Raw genomic sequence first — 23,133 nt, 5'->3', positions numbered from 1 at the left:
CTGGTTCGCGTTAGCGGAATACGACGGTGCGGGTGTTGTTGAGCAGGACGCGGTGCTGGCAATGCCACTTCACAGCCCGGGACAGAGCCTGTGATTCGGCGTCCCGGCCGACCGTCACCAGGGCGTCCGCATCCAGGCTGTGGTCCACCCGGAAGACCTCCTGCTCGATGATGGGTCCCTCATCCAGGTCGGGCGTCACGTAGTGCGCCGTGGCCCCGATGAGCTTCACGCCGCGGTCATAAGCCTGGTGGTACGGCTTCGCGCCCTTGAAGCCCGGCAGGAAGGAATGGTGGATGTTGATGGCCCGGCCGCGCAGGTTTGTGCACAGATCATTGGACAGCACCTGCATATACCGCGCCAGTACCACCAAATCGGCGTCATACCCGGCCACGAGTTCCAGCAGCCGCGCCTCGGCTTCCGGTTTGGTGCCGGGGGTCACCGGAACATGGATGAACGGGAGCCCGGCGTTTTCGGCCATAGCGCGAAGGTCCTCATGGTTGGAAACCACGACGGCGATCTCCGCACCCAGGCTGCCCGCGCGCCACCGGTAGATCAGGTCGTTCAGGCAGTGGCCGAATTTGGAGACCATGACCAGGAGGCGCTGCGGCCGGCCGTCGTGGAAGGTGAAGTTCATGCCAAATTCGGCGGCCGTTGCCGCGAAGCCGGCCGTGAGCCTCTCCGCGATGAAAACCCGGTCGTTGAGCCCGTCGAAACCGGGATCTGGACGGGTTCCGTCACCGGTGTCCGTGCGCCCGCCGGTGAAGGCGGTGCGCAGAAACAGGTTCCCGCTGACGTGGTCATCGAACTGCTGATGCTCCACGATGTCGAAACCGCGGTCGGCCAGGAAGGCGGTGACGGCCCGGACGATGCCGGGCCTTTCGGGGCAGGCCAGGGTGAGGACGAACTCAGGCGTGCGGGTTTTGGGCGACGAGGGCTTAGCAGCGGCCTCGGCCGTTGCGGCTGGAATGCCGCCGGTGGGGCGGCCATCAAGAATTGTGGTCACGATTTCCTCCTACTTCGTGGCGACAGCGTCGGGAGAGGCGCCGGATTTGGCGTCGCTGTCTGTGGCATCGCCGGGGCAGCGGGTGGCTGAGGAACAGCGTCCGTCGCACTCATGCTTGGTCACGAGATCAAACTGGACGCCTCCGTGCTGTTCCACGCCGGTGCGGATGGCACGTTCGACGACGGTCGTGGCGAGCCTCTGTCGCAAGGCCAGCGGATCGCGGCGCAGGTCACGGGCCAGTGCGACGCACAGCAGCAGCATGACCAGAACGAAAGGCAGGGCGGCCACGATCGTGATGCGCTGCAGGCCGGATAGCGCTTCGGACGGTTCATCGCCGCCGGCCAGGAGCATCACGGCTGCCACTCCGCCGGTCAGCAGGCCCCAGAAGATCACCAGTCCGCGGCGAGGTTCGCTGGCTCCGTTGGAGCTCAGCGAGGCCATGATGATGGAGGCTGAGTCTGCTCCGGTGATGAAGAAGATTGCCACGAGGACCATGGCCAGGACGATGACGGCGGTGGTTGCCCAGGCAGGCATGTTCAGGTTCTTGACCAGGTCGAAGAGGGCACCGTCGAAGGATATGGAGGGTGCGCCGTCGACCATTTTCACGAGGCCGTCAGCGGGGTTCTCCGTCTTGTCGGCCTGCTGCTGGATGCTGAAGGCAGTGCCGCCGAAGATGCCGAACCAGATCACGCTGACAATGCTCGGAACCAGCAGTACTCCGGTGACGAACTGCCGGATGGTGCGTCCCCGGCTGATGCGGGCGATGAACATTCCAACGAACGGCGTCCAGGACAGCCACCAGGCCCAGTAGAAGATCGTCCAGCTGGACATCCAGCTCCGCAATGCCTCGTCTCCCACGGCTTCCGTCCGGGAAGACATTTCGGCCAGGTCCCTGGCATAGTCACCGATCGCGGCTGGAATCAGGTTGAGGATGAAGAGCGTGGGGCCGGCAACAAAGACGATGAGTGCCAGGACGACGGCCAGGACCATGTTGATGTTGGACAGCCATTGGATGCCGCGGCTGATGCCGGATACCGCGGAGGCCACGAAGCAGGTGGTCAGGATAGCCACGATCACCACGAGCACCGGGGTGCCGATCTCCCCGACCCAGCCGTTGGACGTCAGGCCGCTGCCGATCTGGAGGGCGCCAAGGCCCAACGACGCTGCCGTACCGAACAGCGTGGCGAAGATTGCCAGGATGTTGATGAACTTGCCGACGGGCCCTTCGACCATCCGTATGCCAAAAAGCGAGGTGAAGGCCGCAGAGATGAGTTGCTTGCGCCCCAAGCGGTAGCTGCCGTAGGCCATGGCGATGCCAACAACCGCGTACATTGCCCAGGGGTGCAGGGTCCAGTGGAAGATGGACGTTGCCATGGCGGTCTGGATGGCTGCGGGGGTCCGTCCGTCCACGGTTCCGGGCGGCGGTGAGATGTAGTGGTACAGGGGTTCAGCCACGCCGTAGAACATGAGCCCGATGCCCATGCCTGCGGCAAACATCATGGCTATCCAGGAGATGGTGCGGAATTCGGGTTTTTCCCCGTCTTTGCCCAGCGGGATGTTGCCGAACTTACCGACGGCGAGCCACAGCACGAAGACCACGAAGAGAGAAGCCAAGACCATGAAGAGCCAGCCGGTGTACTCCATGACCCAGTCGAGAACGCCCTGCGACGTGGCAGAAAGGCTGTCCCTTCCGAGGAAACCCCACATCACGAAGGCGACGGCGCATGCGCCCGTGATCCCGAATGTGACCTTGTCGAGGGTCAGCTTGCGGTTCCGACGTTCCGTCACGGCCCGCTCGGTCTTGCCCTGACGCAGTTCCTGCAGGAGCTGATCATAGTTTTCGGTATCCGGGACGAGTGCAGGAGGGAGGGGATCCGGGGCAGTTGGCTCCGCTTCCAAAGGTGTTGAAGGTGTGAGGACTGCCGCCTGCCCGGCGGGGGTGGTGACGTTGACGTCGGTGTCCACACCGATGTCACTGTTCAAGTTCGTGTCGCTGTTCAAGCCAATGTCACTGTTCAATGCCATGAGGGATTCCTCTGTTCGGATTCATGGGCTGGGGCTAGATGTGGCCGTCCACTGTCAGGCCTGGGGGGAGGTTGGGAACCTCATTGGATTCGGTGATCATGATGTCGCCGTCGATCACTGTGACTTCGTGGGAGCGGACCGGCAGCTTGGCCGGCGGGGCGTCGACGCTTCCCGTACGCAGGTTGAACCTGGATGCGTGGAGCGGGCATTCGACCCAGCAGTCCTCCACCCAGCCGTCCGCCAGGGAAGCATCCTGGTGGGTGCATGTGTCGTCAATGGCAAAGAGTTCGCCTTCCTCGGTGTGGAAGACGGCGATGGGCGGTGAGGTGTTCAGCCGCAGCGCTTCCCCGGGCGCCAGTTCGCTGAGCGGGCATGCCTTGTGCATGGAGGGACCTCTTCTTCGGTCGGGATCCTTGGCTGTGCAACTGCCGCTGGTGGTGTTCCGTAGTGAACAACAGCAATCGCAATAAGCAACAGAGTGCGGTAGGTCACAATGCTTGTCAAGGTATTACCTCTCTGTTTCGTGCCAGGGTCCCTTTGGCGGAGGGACCCTTGACAGTGGGCGTGGCATGAATCACGCTGTTGCATATAGCGATTGTTGTTGCGTAGGAAGCAATTGAAGGGACGTCGAAATGCAGACGCTTGCGATTGTGGGAGCTTCCCTGGCGGGTCTTTCCGCCGCCCGGGCGGCCCGCGCCCAAGGCTTTACCGGCCGGCTGGTCATTATTGGCGACGAGCCGCACCGGCCGTACGACCGGCCGCCGCTGTCCAAGGACTTCCTGCTCGGCGCCATCACAGCGGAGGACCTTTTCCTGGAGTCCGACGCCGACGAGCTGCAGGCCGAATGGCTGCTCGGAGCCGGAGCCGCGTCCCTGGATGCCTCTTCGCGAACCATCCTCCTGACGGACGGCCGCAGCGTGACAGCGGACGGAATTGTCATTGCCACCGGCGCGAAGGCACGGCAGCTGCCTATCTTGGCGGGGCTGAGCAATGTGTTCACGTTGCGCACCCTGGCGGACGCACAGAGTCTTGCCCCCGAGCTGGTGCCCGGGAGCAGGATGGCTGTGATCGGGGCCGGATTCATCGGCGCCGAGGTGGCCTCCGCTGCCGCGTCGCGCGGCATGGAAGTCACGATGATCGACACCAAGGCCGTCCCGTTCGCCGCCCAGCTCGGTACGGAGATGGGCGGCGTGGTGGCCGGGCTCCATGCCGCCAACGGCGTGGAGCTCATTTCCTCAGCAGTCATAGAGGACTTCTACAGCGGCGAAGGCAACGTCACCGGGCTCCGGCTGGCCGGTGGACGCTATGTGGCCGCCGACGTCGTGGTGGTTGGCATTGGAGCCGAGCCGAACACCGGCTGGCTGGAGGGCTCCGGCGTGGAGCTCCGCGGCGGTGTGTTGTGCGATGCCATGGGCCGCACCGGTGTCCCCGGGATCGTGGCCGTGGGCGACTGCGCCTCCTGGTTCGACCATGCAGCCGGCACACACCGCCGGGTGGAGCACTGGACCGGCGCCCTGGAGCGTGCGGCCCTGGCCGTTGAGGCGCTGCTGGACTCTGATGCCCCGCCGAAGCCGGCAAAGCCTCACTATTTCTGGTCCGACCAGTACGGCGTCAAGTTGCAGTTCGCCGGCCACTGCGCCGGCTATGACCGGGTGGAGATCGAAGCCGGCGACGTCCTGACGCATAGCTGTCTTGCCGTGTACTACCGGGGGGATGTTCCGGTGGCGGTCCTCGGGATGAACCAGCCGCGGCTGTTCACGAAGTGGCGGCGCCTGCTCGCTGCACCGGCCCGGCCACTGGGCTCGCCCAGCGGGCAGGCTGCCTGTGCGGACGCCTCCGCGCTGGTGGCCCTGGTGGGGGCTGCCGCCGTGTCCTGACAACCGTGCCTGAAACCTGACCCAAGAATCCCGTCCCAACAAGTTCCAGCTTTCGTTGTTCGTTTTGTTCGTTAGGAGGACAAATTGTCTGTTGAGGTAAGCGCTCCGAGTCTGATCCCCACCCTGCCCGGTTACACCTACGTGGATGAAGCCGTATTCCGGGCGGAGCAGGAGCGGATCTTCGAGCAGATGTGGTTCTGCGCCGTCCGGTCCGCGGACCTGGACAAGGCGGGTGCCTGGAGGACAGTCCAGGTGGGGCGGGAGAGCGTGCTGATCAGCCGGACCCGCAAGGGCGGAATCCGTGCCTTCTACAACATCTGCCGGCACCGGGGCGTCAAGCTGTGCATGGAAGAGCAGGGCGAAGCCGCCCGCTCGTTCCAATGCCCTTACCACGCCTGGACCTATGACTTCGAAGGCAAACTCATCGCGGCCCCCAACCTGACCAAGATGCCGGACATCGACCGGGACGAGTACGGCCTGGTGAAGGTCCATATCCGCGAATACCTGGGCTACGTCTGGGTGTGCCTGGCTGACGAGCCGCCGTCATTCGAAGAGGAAGTGATGGGTGCCATCGAGGAACGGCTCGGCGACCTCAAGGCGATCGAAGGCTACGACGTGGCCAACCTCAGCCTGGGCCGCCGGATCCGCTATGACGTGAAGGCGAACTGGAAGCTCATCATCGAGAACTTCATGGAGTGCTACCACTGCGCCACGATCCACCCCGAACTCACCGAGGTGCTGCCGGAATTCGCTGACGGCCTGGCTGCGCAGTACTTCGTGGGCCATGGCGCCGAGTTCGGCGAGGACGTCAAGGGTTTCACCATCGACGGCTCGGAAGGGCTGGACCTGATTCCGGGGGTGGGGGAGGACCAGGACCGCCGGTACTACGCCATCACCATCAAGCCCACAGTGTTCGTGAACCTGGTCCCGGACCACGTGATCATCCACCGCATGTTCCCCATGGCCGCGGACCACACGATCGTGGAGTGCGACTGGCTCTACGTGCCCAGCGTCGTGGAGAGCGGCAAGGACGTCAGCGCGTCCGTGGAGCTGTTCCACCGCGTCAACCAGCAGGACTTCGACGCCTGCGAGCGGTGCCAGCCGGCCATGGGATCGAAGGTCTATGCCAAGGGCGGCGTGCTGGTGCCGAGCGAGCACCACATCGGCGCCTTCCATGACTGGGTGCAGGAGAAGGTAGGGGACATCGTGGCCGGTTCCTGAGCCGAACCCGGCCGGACCTCAGCTGGTGGTTGGGCTTGCTCCAGCAAGCCCAACCACCAGCGTGGAGTTTAACGCCCGGTGTAGCCCATCTTCGCGCTGATCTGCAGCCCCGCCTGTTTCAGCGCATCGAGGAGTCCCGGCGCCGTCTCCGGATCAAAACGGAAGGCCGGCCCGGAAATACTTACCGCGCCGATCACGGCTCCCACATGGTTGTACACCGGCACGGACATCGAGTTGAGCCCAATTTCGAACTCCTCCCGGACCACTCCGTAGCCGTCACGGGCGACGTCGATCAGCTGGCTTTCGAGCTTGTTCCTGTTGGTGATGGTCCGCGGCGTCCGGGCCGGAAGCCCGGTCTCCTTCAGGACACGGTCCCGCTCGTCCGCGGACAGTGCAGCGAGCAGCACCTTTCCACTGGAGGTCGCGTGGAGCGGCGTCAGGCTGCCCACCCAGTCGTAGGTGGCCAAGGTCGACGGGCCCATGGCCTGGTCCACGTTGACGGCGTAGTTGGAGCGCAGGACGGCCAGGTTCACCGTCTCCTTGAACTCCTCTGCCAGGCTTTCGAGTACGGGCCGGGCCTCGCGGACCAGGCTGAGCCGCCCGGGGATGGAGCTTGCCAGCCTCAGGATGCCGAAGCCCAGCTGGTACTTTCCGCGCTCGCTGTTCTGGTGGACCATTTCCCGGCTCACCAGCGAACCCAGCAGCCGGGAGACTGTGGACTTGTGGATGCCCATCTCGTCGGCGATTTCGCTCACGCCCGCGTGGCCGTCCCGCGCCAGGATCTCCAGGACCATAAGCGCCCGGTCCACTGACTGGACACCACCGTGCTGGCCCGACTCCGCATCGGCGTCGGACTCGGGGTCATTTTTGGAAGCCATGATCCATACTCTCAAGTAGTTTCTGCGGCTTGCTTACCCGCCACAAGGCCGCCTGTAGCGTCCTCTCGGTTAGTTCCACAGTTTCGATCCTATGCCGTGAGGTGTGATGAGGCCGACATTGGGTAGGGACCCGCGCCAAGGAAGCCCAGCGACGCCCGGATCCGCTCACGACTGCGCCCTTCAGGAGTAGGGTTTGGCTTGGCAGACGAAGGGGTCGGCAGACGAAGGGGTCCACATGAGCTACAAATATCGAACCGTCCGGGTTCGCGGCACTGACCTGGTTGGAACCATCGCGCGCAAACACGGGGGCGCGCCTGAGATCTACGAAACCTCGAAGGACCCGAGCACCTCGGTTGTCCCGGTGTTCTTCCAGGCAACGGGTGAGGTCCGATTCTTCGACAGGTCAATGCTGGAGGACGTCGTGACGCCGGCCAGCTAGCAGCGGTGTTGCACCGCTGCTGCAAACGGAAAAGTCGCCTTGGCGACCGTTCCGGCAGGACGACCCGCGCCCCTTTATTCGAAGCGCGGGGCCGGCCGGGAGGGCCCTTTGCGTGGGTGTCCGCATGGCGTTGACACTGCTCAGGGCCGCGAGGAGGATTTGTTTTGGGGGGGCCTCTTCGAAAGGAGCCCTAAATGCCGTGGCATGTCGAAGGTACCTATTTTGAGAACTGCAACTGCGACATGGTCTGCCCGTGTACGGCGACAGGACAGACGGCACCGGCGGACAATGACCGCTGCAACGTGGCCTTGGCCTTCCACGTGGAAACCGGCGAAGTCAACGGTGTCGACGTCGGCGGTCTGACAGTCTGCGTCGTGGCCGATACCCCGGCCCTGATGAGTGAGGGGGGCTGGAAGGTCGGTCTCCTGATGGACGCCGCCGCCTCCGCCGAGCAGGCCGAAGCGCTCGGTGCAGTCTTCGGCGGCCAGCTCGGCGGACCGATGGAGGGCCTCGCTCCCTTGATCGGTGAAATGGCGGGCATGGAGTCCCAGGAAATGGCCTACGCCGACGACGGGCGTATCCACCAGGTGCGTATAGGCAGTGCCGTTGACATGGTGGTCGAGGACTTCATGAATCCATTTGATTCCACAGGGCGGGGAGTGAAACTTAGTGGGGTCGGATTCCCGGCCGACACTCTGGCAGCCGGCACATCCAGCACCGCCCGCGTCGACGTGTTCGGGATGACCTGGGATAACGCCGGGAAGAACTCCTTCTCGGCCCCCTTCGCCTGGTCCGCTTAGGTGCCGGGCAGCAGCCGCCTGACAGCCGGCCACCATGCCGGAGAGTTGGCGCTGATCGGGTGCGCCGCACTGGCCTGGTACCTGACTTTCCTAGGCCTTTCCGACATGTCCACAGGCCCGGGAACGATGGGATTGAGGCTCTGGGGTTTCCTGGCGGTGTGGACGCTAATGATGGCAGCCATGATGTTGCCGGCGCTGGCGCCCCTGACTTCGATGTATCTCAGATCCATCCGCGCCGTGCGCAGCAGCCGGGTCAGGGCCATCCGGACAACGGCCCTGGTAGGCGGCTACCTTCTGACATGGATCGGATTCGGCGTCGTGGCCTACGCGGCCGCGGCCCTGTCTGAGCTACTGGCTGAGAACGCGGCGGACATCGCACCCTGGGTGGGTGCCGGCGTCCTCGTGGCGGCCGGAGCCTACCAGCTGACCCCGCTGAAGGACTTCTGCCTCAGGCACTGCCGGTCGCCCATAGCCTTCCTGCTGCACGTATCCGGGTACAAGGGCCGCTTGCGGGACGTCCGCGTCGGCATGTATCACGGCGTGTACTGCGTCGGCTGCTGTTGGGGGCTCATGCTGGTGCTGATTGCCGTGGGCGTGATGAACCTGGCGTGGATGGCCGTGCTCACGGTAGTTATCTTCCTGGAGAAGACATGGAAATACGGGCCCGCCTTCAGCCGGATAACTGGTGTCTCGCTGATCGTTTTCGCGCTCTTCGTCCCGGCGCACCCGGAGCTGCTGCCCGGGCTCTATATGCCCGCGCCCATGTAAGGGACGCTGACCACCGTCTTCGAATAGGAGTCCGGGGATCGACGTCGGCACGGGGTTCCGCGCCGTCTTCGCTTCTACGGCGTGCCCCCGTGGGCGGGTCGGCGCGAAAACAGCGTGCTGACCAGCCGGACCCCAAAGCCTTCATCCAGCGGCGAGCCGCTCAGGAAGAACCGGTAGTAGATCGGCCCCAGCAGGAGGTCGGTGAGCATCTCGGCGTCGACGTCCGGGCTCAGGTCTCCTCGGGAGATGCCCCGCTCCACCAAATGCAGCACTGGCGGTCGGACACCGGGAGGTCCAAGCTTTAACCATTCGACGCGGGCCACGTGTGGGCGTCCCGGCTTCCGGGGATGGCACGGCGAGGGTGACTGCACGGCGAGGGTGACGGCACGGCGGGTGCGAGGAGAGTGACGATGGTTGACACGGCAGCGCAGACTCTTCGGGCCGGGGCGCGCAACGACCTTGTGACGCAACTGCTGGGCATCTGGCTCCTCCTGGCTGTGTTCCTGGACGGCTGGGCCCACTTGCACGTTCCCGGGCTGGAAACCTTCTTCACCCCCTGGCACGCGGCACTCTATTCGGGCCTCATGGCCACCGCCGCGTGGACGGCAAGCGTGATCTGGAGGAACCGCCAGCCCGGGCGGCCATTGAACCGGTCGGTGCCGGCCGGCTACCGGGGCACGGTTATCGGACTGGTCCTGTTCGCCCTCGCGGGTGTCCTGGATGTGGCCTGGCACGAGATCCTGGGCATCGAAGTCTCCCTCGATGCGCTGGTGAGCCCCACCCACCTGCTACTGGGGTTCAGCCTCTTCCTTATCCTCGGCACCGGTATCCGCAGTGCACGGGCCGCCGGCGGCGCAGAGGCCTTCAACTGGACGCCGCCTGCACTGTTGTCGCTCGCCCTCATGACGGGCCTGGGAGCCTTCTTCCTCATTTACTGCTCGGCGTTCGTCCGGACCCCGCCGGCCGTCCCGTATCTACAGACGCCGATCGGGAGCCCCGGGCACACCCAGGCGGAGCTGCCCCCGGCCCTCGGACTGGCCAGCTATTTGGTGACCACAGCGCTGATTATCGCGCCCTTCCTCTACACCTTCTCCGGAGCCCGGAGGCCTCCTTTCGGTATTGCCACCATCCTGGTCGCCGTGGTGGCGTGGCTGCCGCTGGCCATGTCGGGGCTGCGCCCGGCCGCGGTCGCCGGTGCGGCCGGAGCCACGATCATCGCGGCAGCGTCGGATCTGCTGCTTGCCCGACGGTCGGGCCCGTGGCTGAGGCGCAGGTTGCCGGCGGTCACCGCCGTGCTGGCGGCACTCATCTGGACCGGGCAACTGGCTGGGATCGCCCTCGGGGCATCGATTCAATGGCCAGTGTCGATGTGGCTGGGAGCCGTCGTGCTGAGTGCCGGACTGGCAGCGGCCCTCGCCTTCCTCAGCTCGTTGAACACCAGGAGCGTCCCGGGGCCGGCGGCGCCACGATGACCGTCAAATCCCCACTGTTCCCGGTGCCCGGAGTGGGCTAATTTGGGGATATAGGGGAGCGCCCGGTGCCCGGTTCGTTGACGGCGGAGGCACCTGGCTTCGCCATCGAGTAAGGAATCCGACCGTGGCCTACAACGTGGCCCAAAAGCTCATCGCATCCCATCTCGTGGCCGGGGAGATGATTCCCGGCCGTGAGATTGGCCTGCATATCGATCAGACCCTCACCCAGGACGCGACCGGGACGCTGGTCATGCTTGAACTGGAGGCCATCGGGCTCGACCGGGCACAAACTGAAGTGTCCGTGCAGTACGTGGACCACAACTTGTTGCAGGCCGACAGCAGGAACGCTGAGGACCATGATTTTCTCCGCTCGGCCTGCCGCCGGTTTGGTCTGTGGTTCTCGAAGGCCGGAAACGGCGTGTCCCATCCGACCCACATGCAGCGGTTTGGCCGTCCGGGCACGACCATGGTCGGTTCCGACAGTCACACCCCGGCCGCTGGGTCGCTGGGGATGCTGGCAATCGGGGTCGGCGGCACCGAGGTAGCCCTGGCCATCGCGGGCGAGCCGCTCTACCTGAAGATGCCGGAGATCTGGGGCGTGCGGCTTACCGGCAAGCTGCCACCGTGGACCAGTGCCAAGGACGTCATTCTTGAAATGCTTCGCCGGCACGGCGTGAAGGGCGGCAAGGACCGGATCATCGAGTACTACGGTCCCGGCCTCGCCACGCTGAGCGCGATGGACCGGCACGTGATTGCCAATATGGGCGCCGAACTCGGTGCGACGAGCACGGTCTTCCCGGCCGACGACCAGGTCCGGGCCTTCCTGCGCACCGAACAGCGCGAGGACGATTTCACCGAACTCCTCGCCGATTCCGGGGCCATCTACGACGTGACCGACGAGATCGACCTGGCCACGATCGAGCCGCTCATCGCCCTGCCCAGCTCGCCCGGCAACGTCGTTCCGGTGCGGGAGGTCACTGGCAGGCCGGTGGCGCAGGTCGTGATTGGGTCCTCAGCGAACCCGGGCCTGCGCGACTTCGCCATTGTCGCCGCCATCACGAAGGGACGGCAGTGCCACCCGGGACTGTCCTTCGACGTCAACCCTAGTTCCCGGCAGATCCTCCAGGACCTCACCAGGATGGGGGCCACGTTTGATCTGATACGCGCCGGAGCCCGGCTGCACCAGACCGGATGCATGGGCTGCATCGGGATGGGACAGGCCCCCGCGAACGGAAGCAACAGCCTGCGCACAATGCCCCGCAACTTTCCCGGCCGTTCGGGCACGAAGGAGGACTCGGTCTACCTGTGCTCACCGGAGACGGCCGCGGCTGCTGCGCTCACGGGAATTATCACCGACCCGCGGGACCTGACGGAGCTTTTCGACCTTGAGTACCCCGAGATCGAACTTCCCGCGGTGTCGAGCGTGAACGTGGCAATGCTCGAGGAGCCGTTGGCGCCGGAAGACGCCGGCAAAGTAGCACTGGTCAAGGGCGAAAACATCTCCTCGCTTCCGGTCTTCGGCCCACTCGCCGACCGCATCGAGGCACCAGTGGCCTTGGTGGTGGGCAACGATGTCTCGACGGACGAGATTCTGCCAGCCGGAGCCCGCGTTCTGCCCTACCGCAGCAACATCCCCAAACTCGCCGAATTCACCTTCGACCAGCTCGACCCCTCCTATGCCGCCCGCGCCGCCCGTACCCGCGACTCCACTGGGCACATCCTGGTCGGCGGCACGAACTACGGCCAGGGATCCTCTCGGGAACACGCGGCTATCACCCCGCGCTTCCTCGGGCTGCGCGCAGTGGTGGCCGTCTCGTTCGCGCGGATCCACTGGCAGAACCTGGCCAATTTCGGCGTCCTTGCAGTCGAGTTCACAAATGCGGCCGATCATGACCGCATCGAACAGGACGATGTGCTCGCGCTGACAGGGATACACGACGCCCTGCTCACAGGCAAGGAGATCCTCGTGGAGAACCGGACCCGCGGCGAGGTCTACCCTGTGCGGCACAGCCTCTCCAGCCGTCAGGTGGACATGCTCCTGGCAGGTGGCCTCATCCCGTGGCTGCGCGAACGGAGAGCGCGGGAATGAGCTGCCGATCACCGCTGACGAGGATGGGTGTGCCGCGGTGAGCGGATGGCCGAGGCCGGACGATCCCTCCGGCGAAATCAGCCTTGTACTCGACCAGCGCAGCACCCTGGATCCGAAGGCTGACCTGCGCGACGGGTTGTCCGCGGTCGCCCGGCAGGGTTCCCACCTTTGGGTCGCCAATGACGAGACGACCAGCCTCGAACGGCTCACCCTGGAGGCCGGCGACCAGGCCCGCACCCACCGCAGCTTCGATCTCACCCACCTCCTTGAGCTGCCCGGGGACAGGGGTGAGATGGACATCGAGGGCCTCGATGTCGAGGATGACACGCTGTGGCTGCTTGGATCGCACAGCTCGGCCCGCAAACAGGTCAAGAACAACGCCACGCCCGCAGAAGCGCGGGATTCCCTGGCGACAGTGGAGGTCAGCCAGCGCCGTCGGGTGTTGGCCCGGCTTTCGACTAAGGACCTCCTCGATCCGGGCGGCGGCCGGACGGGGCAGCAGCAGCGCCCCGCCGTGCTGGGCCTCGGCCGGGGCACGGACCTGGTGGATCTGCTGGCCGATGACCCACATCTTGGTAGCTTCATCCAGTCCTCGACGACCGGTCGCCCGATCCCGGGCAAGGACAACGGCATTGACTGCGAGGGCCTCGCCGTAGCGGGCGACCGGGTGTTCATCGGTCTGCGCGGGCCGGTGCTGCGTGGGTGGGCGATGATCATAGAGCTCCAGGTTGGTGACGGGCCCGGCTTGGAGCCGCAGCCGATCGGTCCCGGGAATCGTCGCTACCGCAAGCACTTCCTTCGCCTGCATGGTTTGGGCGTGCGGGATCTGTGCCGGCACGGACAGGACCTGCTCGTCCTGGCAGGACCCACCATGGAACTCGACGGGCGCGCGGCCGTGTTTCGCTGGCGGGGCGCGCTGACGTCGCAGGCCGAGGCCGTCTTGCCGAAAGACGACCTGCATTGCGAATTTGACGCGCCATTCGGCGAGGACGAGGACCATGCCGAGGGGATCACCGTTCTCGACGACGATCGGTCGGTCTTGGTGTTGTATGGGACGCCGTCGGGCAAGCGCAAGACCGGACGCCACGCGATCAAAGCCGACGTCTTCCGCCTCAGCGCTTAGGAACCGGCGCCGCCACGGTCCCCGGGAGGTGTTCCTACTGCTGCCGGCCCACTTTTCCCAGCCAGGCCCGCAGGAGAGGAACGACGACGTCACTGTGCATCGCACCCAGGTGATCGAGTGCGGGGAGTACTTGCACATCCCACCCGGCCTCGATGAGCTCGCGCTCATGGGCTGCCAGCGGTTCGCCGATCCGCACCGTCACGTCCCCCCAGCGGGGTCCGTAAGCGATGTGATCGGCGGCGCCCGCGAACGCCAGCCGGGGCAGATCCGGCGCCAGGCCAATAGTTGAATCGTCGAAGTCCTGGAGCGCTTCGTAAAGCGTGAGGAACTGGCGGGTCTGTGTCTCGTTGGTCTGTATCGTGGCGGCATCCCAGTCGCCGGGTTCGACCGGGAGGTTCACCTCCGGCGATTGTTCCGGGGCCCTGGCAGCCGCCGAGTGGGCCGCCCGCGTCACCGCCAACATGCTCCTGTACGGGCCGTCGCGCGGCGGGAATCCTCCCATGATGAGCGCCCAGAGCCGGTTTGTGCGGATCGCCAACTGCAAACCGCACAGGCCCAGCCACGAGTAGCCGTAGTATCCGAAGGTCTCGGCGGGTGCCGCATCAGCGATAGCCAGCAAGTCGGCGGTGACGTTCTCCGGGGTGAGGGTATCGGGCGCCGGGTGCGCCATCCGGTGCCCCTCGTAGTCGGCCGCGATTACCCGATAGGACTGCGCGAGGCCCGACACCAGATTGGGCCCGAGGTCCGGGTCCGCGCCCCACTCCCGCATCGTCTGGGCTTCCGGCCCGGACCGCGGCTTCACATTGGCAGGGATGAGGAGCGCCCGGCCGTCACCGCTCACCAGGACGGGTATTGCCGTGCCGTCGTGCAAAAGGGCCTCAACCATCTCGGACACCGGGATCCTCCTTATGGCTACAGCTCCGGTGGACAAAGTCTGCCACCGGTGCGTTCGCTTCGGAACGCCCCGGAGCCATGGTGTCCCGGCCCTGCTCTGGCGCACACCGGCGCAGGGGGGCCAGAATGGGGTCGTGCTCACCCCTGATCGAACCCAGAGGAAGGACTTTCATGACGCTCTATCAGCCTGAACCGGTCGAAATTTCAACACGGATGCGGCCGGGGGAGTGGACCGAGGAAAGCCTGGAGATGCTGGTCGCGTCATACCGCGAGCAGCTCTCGCGCATGGGGGCGACCGCCTCCGAGATCGACGTCGCGATCGACCGCGACGACGGAGGCGGCGTCAGCGTGGTGGCGTCGTGGCTTAAGCCTGACATCGCGCAGGAGATGACGGAGGTGAAGGACGACACCGGACTCGTGGCGATGGACCCCGACGCCGGGTCAGTGCGGCCGGCGCGCGACGACTCCGCGCCCCGATAGTACTTCGGGACCCGCTTGCGCTCCGGCAGGGTGGTGTTCCCGAAGCAGCCCTTCGATCAGAGTGGAGCTTTCATGGCACCGCAGATTTCCGGCAAAATCGATAAGAAACTGTTTGGGCTCTACCTCTCGGACCACCTCGCGGGGGCCACGGCGGGGCAGGGTCGCATCGAGCGAATGGCGCGCGACTTTACGGACACTCCCTTCCGCACAGAACTTGAAGCGCTCGCCACCCAGATCCGGGAGGAGCGGGAGTACCTGAACGGACTAGTGGGGGATTTTGGCCTGCCACGGCGAACTCCCCGGAGGGCGGCGGCGTGGGTCGCGGAGCGTGCCGGCCGGCTCAAGCTCAACGGGCGGGTGGTGCGCCGCTCGCCGCTGACGCTGGTGTTGGAGTCTGAGGTCATGCGGTCAGCGGTGATGGGAAAGCTGGGGCTGTGGCAGACGCTGCGGGACCTCTCCGGCGATCTGGGACTGGACGGTGCCAGGTTTGACGGCCTGGCCACCACGGCTCGCCACCAGATCGCCACCCTGGACAGGGTCCATGAGTACGCCCGCCGGCGGTCGTTCTACACGAACCAGGGCAGCTGAGCAGACCGGGCATCGTCGGCTCGACCTTTCGCGTCGTGCCCTGCGCCCGGTGGGCACTGGCGCGCGCCGGCAGCGGAGACGAGAATGGGCTCGTGCTCCCTCCTCGCCCCGGCGGGGACGGCGACGCGATGAACGCCGCCGCCCGAAAGATTCAGCGCATCTATCTGACGTTGACGCTGGGCAATACCCTTGCGGCCTCGTTCATCTGGGGGATCAACACCCTCTTCCTGCTCGACGCCGGACTCAGCAACTTCGAGGCGTTTGCCGCGAATGCCTTCTTCACGGCCGGCATGGTCCTGTTCGAGGTGCCCACCGGAGTGGTTGCCGACGGTTGGGGCCGGCGCGTCTCGTTCCTGCTCGGAACCGTGACCCTCGCCGTCTCGACCTACTTCTACTACCTGCTCTGGCAGTTCTCCGCCCCGTTCTGGTGGTGGGCGGTAGTGTCGGTCCTGCTCGGCCTGGGCTTCACCTTCTTCTCCGGAGCGGTCGAGGCCTGGCTCGTCGATGCACTGCGCTTCTCGGGGTTCGAGGGCGGGATGGAAGCGGTGCTCGGGCGGGGCCAGATGGTCGCCGGAGTCGCGATGCTCGCCGGCTCTGTTGCCGGCGGCGTGATCGCGCAGGCCACCAATCTGGGCGTGCCGTTCCTGATGCGCGTGGGAGTGCTGCTGGCCATGTTCGCGGTGGCGTTTGGGCTCATGCGCGACGTCGGGTTCACCCCCGAACGCTCGACCCATCCCCTCCAGGCGACCCGGGCTGTACTCGCCGCCTCGATCGAGAACGGCTTGAAGAATCCGCCCGTTCGTTACGTGATGCTGGCCGCGCCGTTCACCGCCGGCGTCGCGATCTATGTGTTTTACGCCCTGCAGCCGTACCTGCTCGAGCTTTATGGGGACCCCCACGCGTATTCCGTCGCGGGCCTGGCGGCGGCCATCGTGGCCGCGGCGCAGGTGCTCGGCGGCTGGATGGCTCCGCGCATCCGGCGCCTTGTCCGCCGGCGCACCACCGTGTTGATCCTGAGCAGCGTCATGGACACGGTGATCCTGGTGGTGCTCGGGTTGACCCACGTGTTCTGGGTGGCCCTGGTGCTGTTGGCGCTCTGGGCAGTGGTGTCATCGGCGGGCATACCGGTGCGGCAGGCGTACCTGAACGACATGATCGCCTCGAAGCAGCGCGCCACAGTGCTCAGCTTCGATTCACTCATGGGCTCAAGCGGTGGCGTGGTGGTCCAGCCGCTGCTCGGCCGGGCGGCAGATGTGTACGGCTACGCGGCGTCGCTGGCGATCGGCGGCGTGATCGAGTTGATCGCGGTGCCGTTCCTGCTGGCGAGCCGCCGGCAACGCCACCAGGCCGATCAGTCCAACGCCCCGACCAGCACCAACACCGGATCCCAGCCGGCGTAAGAGGCCAGCCGGAATAACACTTCGGCCTCGCTCCTTACTTGGCGGGGCCTTCGGGGCCTACAGTGGGCGTGTAGAACCGTCGACAGGAGCGCCTCAGTGATTACCCTGCAGATCGAACACCAGGTCCGGGATTTTGACATGTGGCGGAGGGCTTTCGACAGCGATCCGCTGGACCGCGCCGCGTCGGGCGTGCGGTCATTCCGGATCTCGCGCCCGCTTGACCAGCAGGATTACGTGATGCTGGAGATGGACTTCGATACGCAGGCGGCGGCGGTGGACTTCCTGGGCCGGCTGCAGAACGATACGTGGAAAACGGGTGTGACGGCGCCGGCGCTGGTCGGCGAGCCATCGACCAGAATCATCGAAACGGTCGCCATCGAGAACGTGGCGGCCGCTGACCGCGGCCTTCGGTAGAACGTCTGCGCCGACACGGGGATCAGACGCGGGGATCACAAGACGCTCACGTCATGCGTTTCGCTGTTGCCCCTGCTGTCCCTGGACGGGGTCCTGCGCGCTCCGCGGAGACACCGTGAGGGTGGCGACGCGTTCCAGCCTCGGATGCAGGTGGTCGCCGTCGTCCACCACCCCGGTCTGCCACCACAATTTCAGCCCTTCCGGCACGACTTCCAGGTAGGCCAAGTTGTTTTGGAACCAGGGCCCCCGGATGCCGGACCAGTGGAACGGCGGGTCCGGCACCTTGGCCGAGCGCGCGACCAAGGCGCCTACCGGGGTGGCCAGGCCGTAGGACATGACGGCCGCGAAAGACCTCATCAGGCGGGGCAACGGGTTGCGGATGGGGGAGCAGACGGCCTGCAGGATCCGGCTGCCCGAGGCACGCTCCACCTCCGCCACATAAGAGTAGTGGACGTCCCCGGAGAGGAAGGTGATTGTTTCCGGTGCCGGGCCGCGCTTGCCGTCGGCCACTTCGCTGGCCATGGCCGCCAGTTCCCTGAAGCTGTTTTGGAATGCGCCCCAGTGTTCCAGGTCCAGCGCCTGGCGCAGCTTCTCGCCGGCCCAAGCGGCACGGTTTCCCCACGCACCTTCAGAGACGGCCTCATTCCACGACTCGACGTAGTGCAGGCCCATCGGCAACAGGAAAGGCAGGGATGTCGCCACGAGCAGGTGGCGGAAGCCGCCTTGCATCCGGTCGTTCAGCCAGGCCATTTCCACCGCGTCAACCAGCGCCCGGTCGTCCGGCGTCAGGTCCCGGGCTGCGCGGGAGTCAACCACGATCAGCCGGGTGTCGCCGAAGTCGCGGCAATAGCTCCACCGGTAGGATTTCGGGTCCCGATCAGCCCGCTCCGCGAAGCTGTCCAGCTCGGCGCCCACATCGAGCTCATCCCCGCCGGTGTGCCCGATGATCCGCTGCCACACGGCATCCTCCGCCCGTTCCTGCGGTGACAGGTTCCCCAGATGCTGGTAGACCCAGTACGAGGCCAGTCCCGCGACGATCCGCCCATGCCACCACGAGGTCGCCTCCATCTTCTTCTTCCAGCTCAGCGAGGTGTTCCAGTCGTCGCGGATGTCGTGGTCATCGAAGATCATGGCGCTGGGCAGGGTGGACAGCAGCCATCGGTTCGCGGGGTCTGACCAGGCCAGAAAGTACAGGTGGGCGTATTCCTCGTAGTCCTTGAGCTCTTCGCCGGGGGGTGCCTTGATGTCGCGCCGGCCGCGGATGAACTCCTGCATCTGTTCGCTGGTCAGGTCGGCATAGACCTGGTCTCCGAGGAAGGCCAGCAGATCCGGCCACGGCAGGTCTCCGCCGGAGGCCATCTTCAGCGCATAGGCGCGCAGGGAGTCGACGCCATGGGTCCGGTTGCCGGATGCATCGTGCGGGACGCTGGTCCTGCAGGAGCCGTAGGCCATCCGCAGCGGCTTGCCGGTGGCCAATGTGGCGATCATTGACGGCGGAAACCCGGATGAGGGGTCGGGCCAGACCTGTGTTCCGTTGATATCGAGGGCGTACGGCGTCACCGTGCCGGGCTCCAGCCCGTCCAATTCCACCAGCGCGTAGTGGTGGCCGTGAACTGCGAATGTGCGGGCCTCCCAGCCCCGGCCGCCGGCACGGATGGAAACCCGGGCAGCGGTTTGGGTCTCCACCCAGACACTCGCCGACGTCTCATCCACGTACCGCACCATAGGGCCGAGCACCAGGGAAGGGGTGGTCATGAATCAGTTGTACCCGCTCCGGCCGGCTGCGGCCATGGCGTCAGGACAGTCCAAGCGCAACGCAGGCAGCGTCAATGCCCCTGAGGCGGTTCTTTGGGTGTCTCTCCGAGGGCCGGGGTGCTGCCGGAATCGCCCGGTCCCTGGGCGAGCTGGTCATGGAGCCTGCTGATCTGGGCCACGAGGCGGGCACGTTCCTCGCTGCCGATGCCTTCGTCCGACCGCTTCCGCAGATTGGTTGCTGCCGTCACACTTTCAACGAGCCAGGAGGACACCACCGCCGTGACCATGCTCAGGACTGCAAACCCGCCGACCATCAGCGTGGCCGCAGCCCACCGGCCCGGAACGGTTACGGGGTAGTAGTCGCCATAGCCGATCGTTGTGATGGTGACAATTGCCCACCACAACGAGTCGCCCATTGAGGTGATATTCGCGTTCGGTGCGCCCTTTTCGAAATTGAAGACGCTCAGGGCGACCGTGTAAAGCAGGAGGATCGCGGAGACAATGACGTAGGCCAGGACGCGGGTCCTGATGGCGGTGCCCGGGGCCCGTTCCATGACCCGGCGCAAGGTGAACGGACGCAGGAGCCGCAACGGCCGCGCAACGGGGAGCACCACCATGAGCAGGTCCAAGGGGTGGCGGACGAACCACCGGCCCCGATGGGGCGCCAGGAGCAACTTCACGATGTAGTCGGCGCCGAAGGCGACCCACGTTGACCCCACGACGATTTCGAGAAGGTCGGCGTAGGGCTGCGGCGGTTCGGCAATGACGAGGATGGAGTAGGCCGCCAGAAAAACAAAAGCCGCACCGACGAGGGGCCACTCGGAATACTTTTGCCAGGTTTCTTGCCTCATGGCTGAATGCTAGGACTTTGTCCCGCGGATGTCCTTACGAAATTGCCACACTGTCCCAAGCCCGCCACCAGCTGACAGCGAGCCACCCGCGTACCGCTGACAACCGTCGCCGGCAGCGGTACATTGGCCTTCTGAGGTGGCAGACCGAGGCTGGGCACGGCAGACCACATGGCCAGAACCTGCGGAGGCGGACAGCCATGGCGGCAAATCAGGACAAAGACAGCGCTAACCAGGGCCACGCCCATCACCGCGTCATCCCCAACGTGCTGGGAACAGTAGAGCAAAGCGTCGTGCAGCGGATTGAGGATTTTAATGATCCGCGCCAGGAATGGCGGCGCCTGTTCTCTGAGTTGTACGGCACGTTCCTGCTCGTGGTCGTCGCGGCCGGCGGCGGTATGATGGGCCAGGCGTTCCCCGGTGTCATCAGCCGCACGGCGGCAGTGGTGGCTCCGGGCCTGATGGTCATGGGCATCATCTTGTTCATGGGCAAGATCTCGGGCGCGCATCTGAACCCTGCGGTCAGCATTGCGTTCGCGCTCCGCGGTGATTTCCCGTGGCGCCGGGTGCCGGGCTACATCGTCGTTCAGCTCATTGGCGCGACGCTCGCCTGTCTGCTGCTGCAGGGCGTGATCGGCGTCTCCGCCACCTACGGTTCAAACTATCCGGCGGCTGGTTATACGGCCGGCGCCGCGTTCCTGATGGAGGCACTGCTGACGATGGTGCTGGTCAGCGTCATCCTGGGAACCGCCTCCGGGGCCCAGAACGTCGGGCTGTTTGGGGCGTTCGGGGTCGGCGCGTACATCGCCTTGGCAGGCCTGTGGGGCAGCCCCATCTCCGGCACGTCGATGAATCCGGCACGAACGTTCGGGCCGGATCTCGCCAGCGGAAATTTCAGCGACTACTGGGTGTATGTCGCCGGGCCGCTGGTCGGCGCGGCCGCCGCCGTCGGTATCGCATTCATCCTGCGCGGAGCGGGCGGCGGGAGGTCGGGCTCGGGAGCCGCGCAGGGTGCCCTCTTCACCGAGGCCGCCGAGGAAGAGAAGCCGTAGCGGGCCGTGAACGTGATCTCGCAGAAGGAGGGCGCCGTGAGAAGGTCCGCGCCGTCTCATCCGCTGGATCCGCTGGGCGAGGACGAGTTCCGTGCAGCTGCGTCCTTGCTCGCGAGCGCGCAGGGCGTCACGTTTCCGGCGTGGCGGCTTGCCGCAATCGAGCTGATCGAACCGGAAAAGGCTGCCGTCGTAGCCTTCGAAGCCGATGCCGACGCGCCGGCTCCGGAGCGGATCGTCGGCGTGAACTGCTTCGAACGGTCCTCCAACAAGACCTACCAGGCGCGGCTGTCGCTGACTCACGGGGTTGTCCTCTCCTTCACCCATATCCCTGGCGTTCAGGCGAACATGACCGTCGACGAGTGGGAAGAAGCTGACGGAGCGCTGCGCAGCCACCCGCAGGTGATCGCTGCGCTTGCCAAGCGCGGCATCACTGATCTGTCCCTGGTCTTCATGGACGTGTGGACCTATGGCCTGTCAATGATCCGGGAGGAGTACCAGGGGCGCCGGATCGGCTGGTCCGATACGTGGGTCCGTGCCCGTGCGGGCGCCAACCCCTATGCGGGGCCGGTCAACGGGTTCCACTGCGTCATTGACCTGGCTTCCATGGAACTGCTGGACATCGAGGACACTTTTGTGGTGGACCGTCCCGAGATCATGGGCGAATATGTTCCGGCGCTGATCCCGGACCGGCTCCGCGACGCAAGCACCCGCGAACCGCTCAAGCCACTGGACATTGTCCAGCCCGAAGGCGTTTCCTTTCAGATGGACGGCAACAGGATCAGCTGGCAGAACTGGTCCATGCGCGTCGGGTTCAACTACCGCGAGGGGCTGACGCTGCACCGGGTCAGCTATCGTGACGGCGGCCGCGAACGGCCGATCGCGAACCGCCTGTCCTTCGCCGAAATGGCCGTTCCCTACCGGGATCCCAGCGATGACCACTACCGGCGCACCGCGTTCGACGTCGGCGAATGGGGTCTGGGATTCATGACGACCTCGCTGGAACTGGGCTGTGACTGCCTCGGGGAAATCCGGTATTTGGATGCGGTCATGCACAATTCTGCGGGGGAGCCCTACACCATCAGGAACGCCATCTGCATCCACGAAGAGGATGGGGCGGTGTTATGGAAGCACATCGATCACGACGGCGGCATGGAAGTGCGCCGGATACGTCGACTGGTGATTTCTTTCCATGTCACCGTGGCCAACTATGAATACCTGGTGTACTGGCGCTTCTACCAGGACGGGAACATTGAGTGTGAGGTGAGGGCCACCGGCATCATGGTGGTCAGCCATTTCGGCGAGGGCCAGCAGCATCCGAGCGGAACGCTGGTGGACAACCGCACCTACGCACCCTTCCACCAGCACTTCCTCGTGGCCCGGCTCGACCTGGACATCGACGGCACCGCAAATACCGTTTACCGTTCGGAAACCGCGATGGTCCCGATGGGTCCGGGCAATCCGTACGGGCTCGCCTTGCATCAGAACAAGACCCCCATCACGACCGAGGGGCACGACGACTACTCCTGGGAGACCCAGCGGGCCTGGACGGTGGCGAACGACAACTCGGTCAACGGGCTCGGGACCCCGGTGTCGTACAAGCTGGTGCCCGGCGCAGCTTTCCCGTCGTTCTTTGACCCGGCATCTCCGGTTTTCCAGCGTGCGGAGGTCATCGGGCACACGGTATGGGTGACGCCCAACGATGCCGCGGAACGCTGGCCGGCCGGCGAGTTCGTGAACCAAGGCACAGGCGGGCTGGGAATGCCCGAATGGGTGCGGCAGGGGCGGTCCGTGGAAAACACCGACGTCGTCCTTTGGTACGTCTTTGGCATTCACCACATCCCGCGGCCGGAGGAGTGGCCGGTTATGCCGGTGGACACTGTCGCGTTCTGGCTTTAGCCGGCCGGCTTCTTCGACCGGAACCCGGCGCTGGACGTTTAGGCGGCCCGGGCCAGGGCGTGCCGCCAGAGGCACGTCACTGAAGTAGATTTGTCGGAGTCGAGGCAGCAT

At 65.5% G+C, this 23,133-nt stretch carries 22 protein-coding genes; 14 read left to right on the top strand and 8 right to left on the bottom strand.

The window, feature by feature from the left end:
* Positions 1-10: 10 nt before the first annotated feature.
* The 3 genes from purU to ARTB_RS04415 are packed head-to-tail and all read right to left on the bottom strand — an operon-like array spanning position 11 to position 3,413.
* The gene (purU, locus tag ARTB_RS04425) at positions 11-1,003 is read right to left on the bottom strand and encodes a formyltetrahydrofolate deformylase (RefSeq protein ID WP_243177880.1); all 993 of its coding nucleotides are present in this window, start codon (positions 1,001-1,003) and stop codon (positions 11-13) included.
* A 9-nt stretch (positions 1,004-1,012) separates the two neighbouring features.
* Entirely contained in the window at positions 1,013-3,028 is a 2,016-nt protein-coding gene (locus tag ARTB_RS04420; RefSeq protein ID WP_243177879.1) for a BCCT family transporter, read from the bottom strand.
* Between the two features lie 34 nt (positions 3,029-3,062).
* On the bottom strand, positions 3,063-3,413 hold the full coding sequence (locus ARTB_RS04415) for a bifunctional 3-phenylpropionate/cinnamic acid dioxygenase ferredoxin subunit (protein ID WP_243177878.1): 351 nt from the start codon (positions 3,411-3,413) through the stop codon (positions 3,063-3,065).
* A 247-nt stretch (positions 3,414-3,660) separates the two neighbouring features.
* Between ARTB_RS04415 and ARTB_RS04410 the strand changes: the two genes are divergently transcribed.
* The gene (locus tag ARTB_RS04410; protein ID WP_243177877.1) at positions 3,661-4,905 is read left to right on the top strand and encodes an NAD(P)/FAD-dependent oxidoreductase; all 1,245 of its coding nucleotides are present in this window, start codon (positions 3,661-3,663) and stop codon (positions 4,903-4,905) included.
* An 84-nt stretch (positions 4,906-4,989) separates the two neighbouring features.
* The gene (locus tag ARTB_RS04405; protein ID WP_243177876.1) at positions 4,990-6,126 is read left to right on the top strand and encodes an aromatic ring-hydroxylating oxygenase subunit alpha; all 1,137 of its coding nucleotides are present in this window, start codon (positions 4,990-4,992) and stop codon (positions 6,124-6,126) included.
* 68 nt (positions 6,127-6,194) lie between these two features.
* Here the strand turns inward: ARTB_RS04405 and ARTB_RS04400 are convergent, their stop codons facing one another.
* Positions 6,195-7,004 carry an IclR family transcriptional regulator gene (locus ARTB_RS04400; protein ID WP_243177875.1) on the bottom strand — a complete coding sequence of 270 codons (810 nt, stop codon included), beginning with the start codon at positions 7,002-7,004 and terminating at the stop codon, positions 6,195-6,197.
* Between the two features lie 235 nt (positions 7,005-7,239).
* Between ARTB_RS04400 and ARTB_RS04395 the strand changes: the two genes are divergently transcribed.
* The 3 genes from ARTB_RS04395 (at position 7,240) to ARTB_RS04385 (ending at position 9,011) form a co-directional block, all read left to right on the top strand.
* Positions 7,240-7,443: a hypothetical protein gene (locus ARTB_RS04395; protein WP_043435465.1), complete on the top strand. Its 204-nt coding sequence runs from the start codon at positions 7,240-7,242 to the stop codon at positions 7,441-7,443.
* Positions 7,444-7,637: 194 nt separating this feature from the next.
* Positions 7,638-8,243 (top strand): DUF1326 domain-containing protein, encoded by a 606-nt coding sequence (locus tag ARTB_RS04390; RefSeq protein ID WP_243177874.1) that lies wholly within the window; start codon positions 7,638-7,640, stop codon positions 8,241-8,243.
* 105 nt (positions 8,244-8,348) lie between these two features.
* Positions 8,349-9,011: a DUF2182 domain-containing protein gene (locus tag ARTB_RS04385; RefSeq protein ID WP_308197216.1), complete on the top strand. Its 663-nt coding sequence runs from the start codon at positions 8,349-8,351 to the stop codon at positions 9,009-9,011.
* A gap of 74 nt (positions 9,012-9,085) precedes the next feature.
* Here the strand turns inward: ARTB_RS04385 and ARTB_RS04380 are convergent, their stop codons facing one another.
* The gene (locus ARTB_RS04380; protein WP_243177872.1) at positions 9,086-9,283 is read right to left on the bottom strand and encodes a TetR-like C-terminal domain-containing protein; all 198 of its coding nucleotides are present in this window, start codon (positions 9,281-9,283) and stop codon (positions 9,086-9,088) included.
* A 138-nt stretch (positions 9,284-9,421) separates the two neighbouring features.
* Here ARTB_RS04380 and ARTB_RS04375 point away from each other — a divergent pair, with 138 nt between their 5' ends.
* The 3 genes from ARTB_RS04375 to ARTB_RS04365 all read left to right on the top strand — a co-directional run bounded on the left by ARTB_RS04375 (position 9,422) and on the right by ARTB_RS04365 (position 13,695).
* Positions 9,422-10,483, top strand: a complete 1,062-nt coding sequence (locus tag ARTB_RS04375) for a hypothetical protein (RefSeq protein ID WP_243177871.1) — start codon at positions 9,422-9,424, stop codon at positions 10,481-10,483.
* Between the two features lie 124 nt (positions 10,484-10,607).
* Positions 10,608-12,572 carry an aconitate hydratase gene (locus ARTB_RS04370; protein ID WP_243177870.1) on the top strand — a complete coding sequence of 655 codons (1,965 nt, stop codon included), beginning with the start codon at positions 10,608-10,610 and terminating at the stop codon, positions 12,570-12,572.
* 37 nt (positions 12,573-12,609) lie between these two features.
* Positions 12,610-13,695 (top strand): DUF3616 domain-containing protein, encoded by a 1,086-nt coding sequence (locus tag ARTB_RS04365; RefSeq protein WP_243177869.1) that lies wholly within the window; start codon positions 12,610-12,612, stop codon positions 13,693-13,695.
* 34 nt (positions 13,696-13,729) lie between these two features.
* On the opposite strand, the gene ARTB_RS04360 is transcribed toward ARTB_RS04365, so the two are convergent.
* Complete coding sequence (locus ARTB_RS04360; RefSeq protein WP_243178000.1) at positions 13,730-14,581, bottom strand: alpha/beta hydrolase; 852 nt, start codon at positions 14,579-14,581, stop codon at positions 13,730-13,732.
* Between the two features lie 179 nt (positions 14,582-14,760).
* On the opposite strand from ARTB_RS04360, the gene ARTB_RS04355 reads away from it, so the two are divergent.
* From ARTB_RS04355 to ARTB_RS04340, 4 genes are all read left to right on the top strand, one after another.
* On the top strand, positions 14,761-15,069 hold the full coding sequence (locus ARTB_RS04355; protein WP_243177868.1) for a hypothetical protein: 309 nt from the start codon (positions 14,761-14,763) through the stop codon (positions 15,067-15,069).
* A gap of 72 nt (positions 15,070-15,141) precedes the next feature.
* Complete coding sequence (locus ARTB_RS04350) at positions 15,142-15,657, top strand: hypothetical protein (protein WP_243177867.1); 516 nt, start codon at positions 15,142-15,144, stop codon at positions 15,655-15,657.
* Positions 15,658-15,785: 128 nt separating this feature from the next.
* Positions 15,786-17,057 (top strand): MFS transporter, encoded by a 1,272-nt coding sequence (locus tag ARTB_RS04345; RefSeq protein ID WP_243177999.1) that lies wholly within the window; start codon positions 15,786-15,788, stop codon positions 17,055-17,057.
* Positions 17,058-17,153: 96 nt separating this feature from the next.
* Entirely contained in the window at positions 17,154-17,471 is a 318-nt protein-coding gene (locus tag ARTB_RS04340) for a hypothetical protein (protein ID WP_243177866.1), read from the top strand.
* Between the two features lie 51 nt (positions 17,472-17,522).
* Here ARTB_RS04340 and ARTB_RS04335 read toward each other — a convergent pair whose 3' ends face one another.
* Both ARTB_RS04335 and ARTB_RS04330 read right to left on the bottom strand, forming a co-directional pair.
* Positions 17,523-19,226: an alkaline phosphatase D family protein gene (locus ARTB_RS04335; RefSeq protein ID WP_243177865.1), complete on the bottom strand. Its 1,704-nt coding sequence runs from the start codon at positions 19,224-19,226 to the stop codon at positions 17,523-17,525.
* Positions 19,227-19,297: 71 nt separating this feature from the next.
* Complete coding sequence (locus ARTB_RS04330) at positions 19,298-20,077, bottom strand: ion transporter (RefSeq protein WP_243177864.1); 780 nt, start codon at positions 20,075-20,077, stop codon at positions 19,298-19,300.
* 197 nt (positions 20,078-20,274) lie between these two features.
* On the opposite strand from ARTB_RS04330, the gene ARTB_RS04325 reads away from it, so the two are divergent.
* Together ARTB_RS04325 and ARTB_RS04320 are read left to right on the top strand one after the other, a co-directional pair.
* On the top strand, positions 20,275-21,126 hold the full coding sequence (locus tag ARTB_RS04325) for an MIP/aquaporin family protein (protein WP_243177863.1): 852 nt from the start codon (positions 20,275-20,277) through the stop codon (positions 21,124-21,126).
* A 36-nt stretch (positions 21,127-21,162) separates the two neighbouring features.
* On the top strand, positions 21,163-23,022 hold the full coding sequence (locus tag ARTB_RS04320) for a primary-amine oxidase (protein ID WP_243177862.1): 1,860 nt from the start codon (positions 21,163-21,165) through the stop codon (positions 23,020-23,022).
* Positions 23,023-23,133 lie beyond the last annotated feature (111 nt).

It is taken from the genome of Arthrobacter humicola (assembly GCF_022803015.1).
GTDB lineage: Bacteria > Actinomycetota > Actinomycetes > Actinomycetales > Micrococcaceae > Arthrobacter > Arthrobacter humicola_A.
The sequence above is the reverse complement of the archived record's forward strand: the minus strand, read 5'-3'. Positions and strand labels throughout refer to the sequence as shown.

Bases quoted from the DNA above. Each gene is read 5' to 3' on its own strand.
- ARTB_RS04420 (WP_243177879.1), bottom strand. From the start codon at position 3,028: ATGGCATTGAACAGTGACATTGGCTTGAACAGCGACACGAACTTGAAC.
- ARTB_RS04415 (WP_243177878.1), bottom strand. From the start codon at position 3,413: ATGCACAAGGCATGCCCGCTCAGCGAACTGGCGCCCGGGGAAGCGCTG.
- ARTB_RS04410 (WP_243177877.1), top strand. From the start codon at position 3,661: ATGCAGACGCTTGCGATTGTGGGAGCTTCCCTGGCGGGTCTTTCCGCC.
- ARTB_RS04400 (WP_243177875.1), bottom strand. From the start codon at position 7,004: ATGGCTTCCAAAAATGACCCCGAGTCCGACGCCGATGCGGAGTCGGGC.
- ARTB_RS04395 (WP_043435465.1), top strand. From the start codon at position 7,240: ATGAGCTACAAATATCGAACCGTCCGGGTTCGCGGCACTGACCTGGTT.
- ARTB_RS04390 (WP_243177874.1), top strand. From the start codon at position 7,638: ATGCCGTGGCATGTCGAAGGTACCTATTTTGAGAACTGCAACTGCGAC.
- ARTB_RS04385 (WP_308197216.1), top strand. From the start codon at position 8,349: ATGTCCACAGGCCCGGGAACGATGGGATTGAGGCTCTGGGGTTTCCTG.
- ARTB_RS04375 (WP_243177871.1), top strand. From the start codon at position 9,422: ATGGTTGACACGGCAGCGCAGACTCTTCGGGCCGGGGCGCGCAACGAC.
- ARTB_RS04360 (WP_243178000.1), bottom strand. From the start codon at position 14,581: ATGGTTGAGGCCCTTTTGCACGACGGCACGGCAATACCCGTCCTGGTG.
- ARTB_RS04355 (WP_243177868.1), top strand. From the start codon at position 14,761: ATGACGCTCTATCAGCCTGAACCGGTCGAAATTTCAACACGGATGCGG.
- ARTB_RS04350 (WP_243177867.1), top strand. From the start codon at position 15,142: ATGGCACCGCAGATTTCCGGCAAAATCGATAAGAAACTGTTTGGGCTC.
- ARTB_RS04345 (WP_243177999.1), top strand. From the start codon at position 15,786: ATGAACGCCGCCGCCCGAAAGATTCAGCGCATCTATCTGACGTTGACG.
- ARTB_RS04335 (WP_243177865.1), bottom strand. From the start codon at position 19,226: ATGACCACCCCTTCCCTGGTGCTCGGCCCTATGGTGCGGTACGTGGAT.
- ARTB_RS04330 (WP_243177864.1), bottom strand. From the start codon at position 20,077: ATGAGGCAAGAAACCTGGCAAAAGTATTCCGAGTGGCCCCTCGTCGGT.
- ARTB_RS04325 (WP_243177863.1), top strand. From the start codon at position 20,275: ATGGCGGCAAATCAGGACAAAGACAGCGCTAACCAGGGCCACGCCCAT.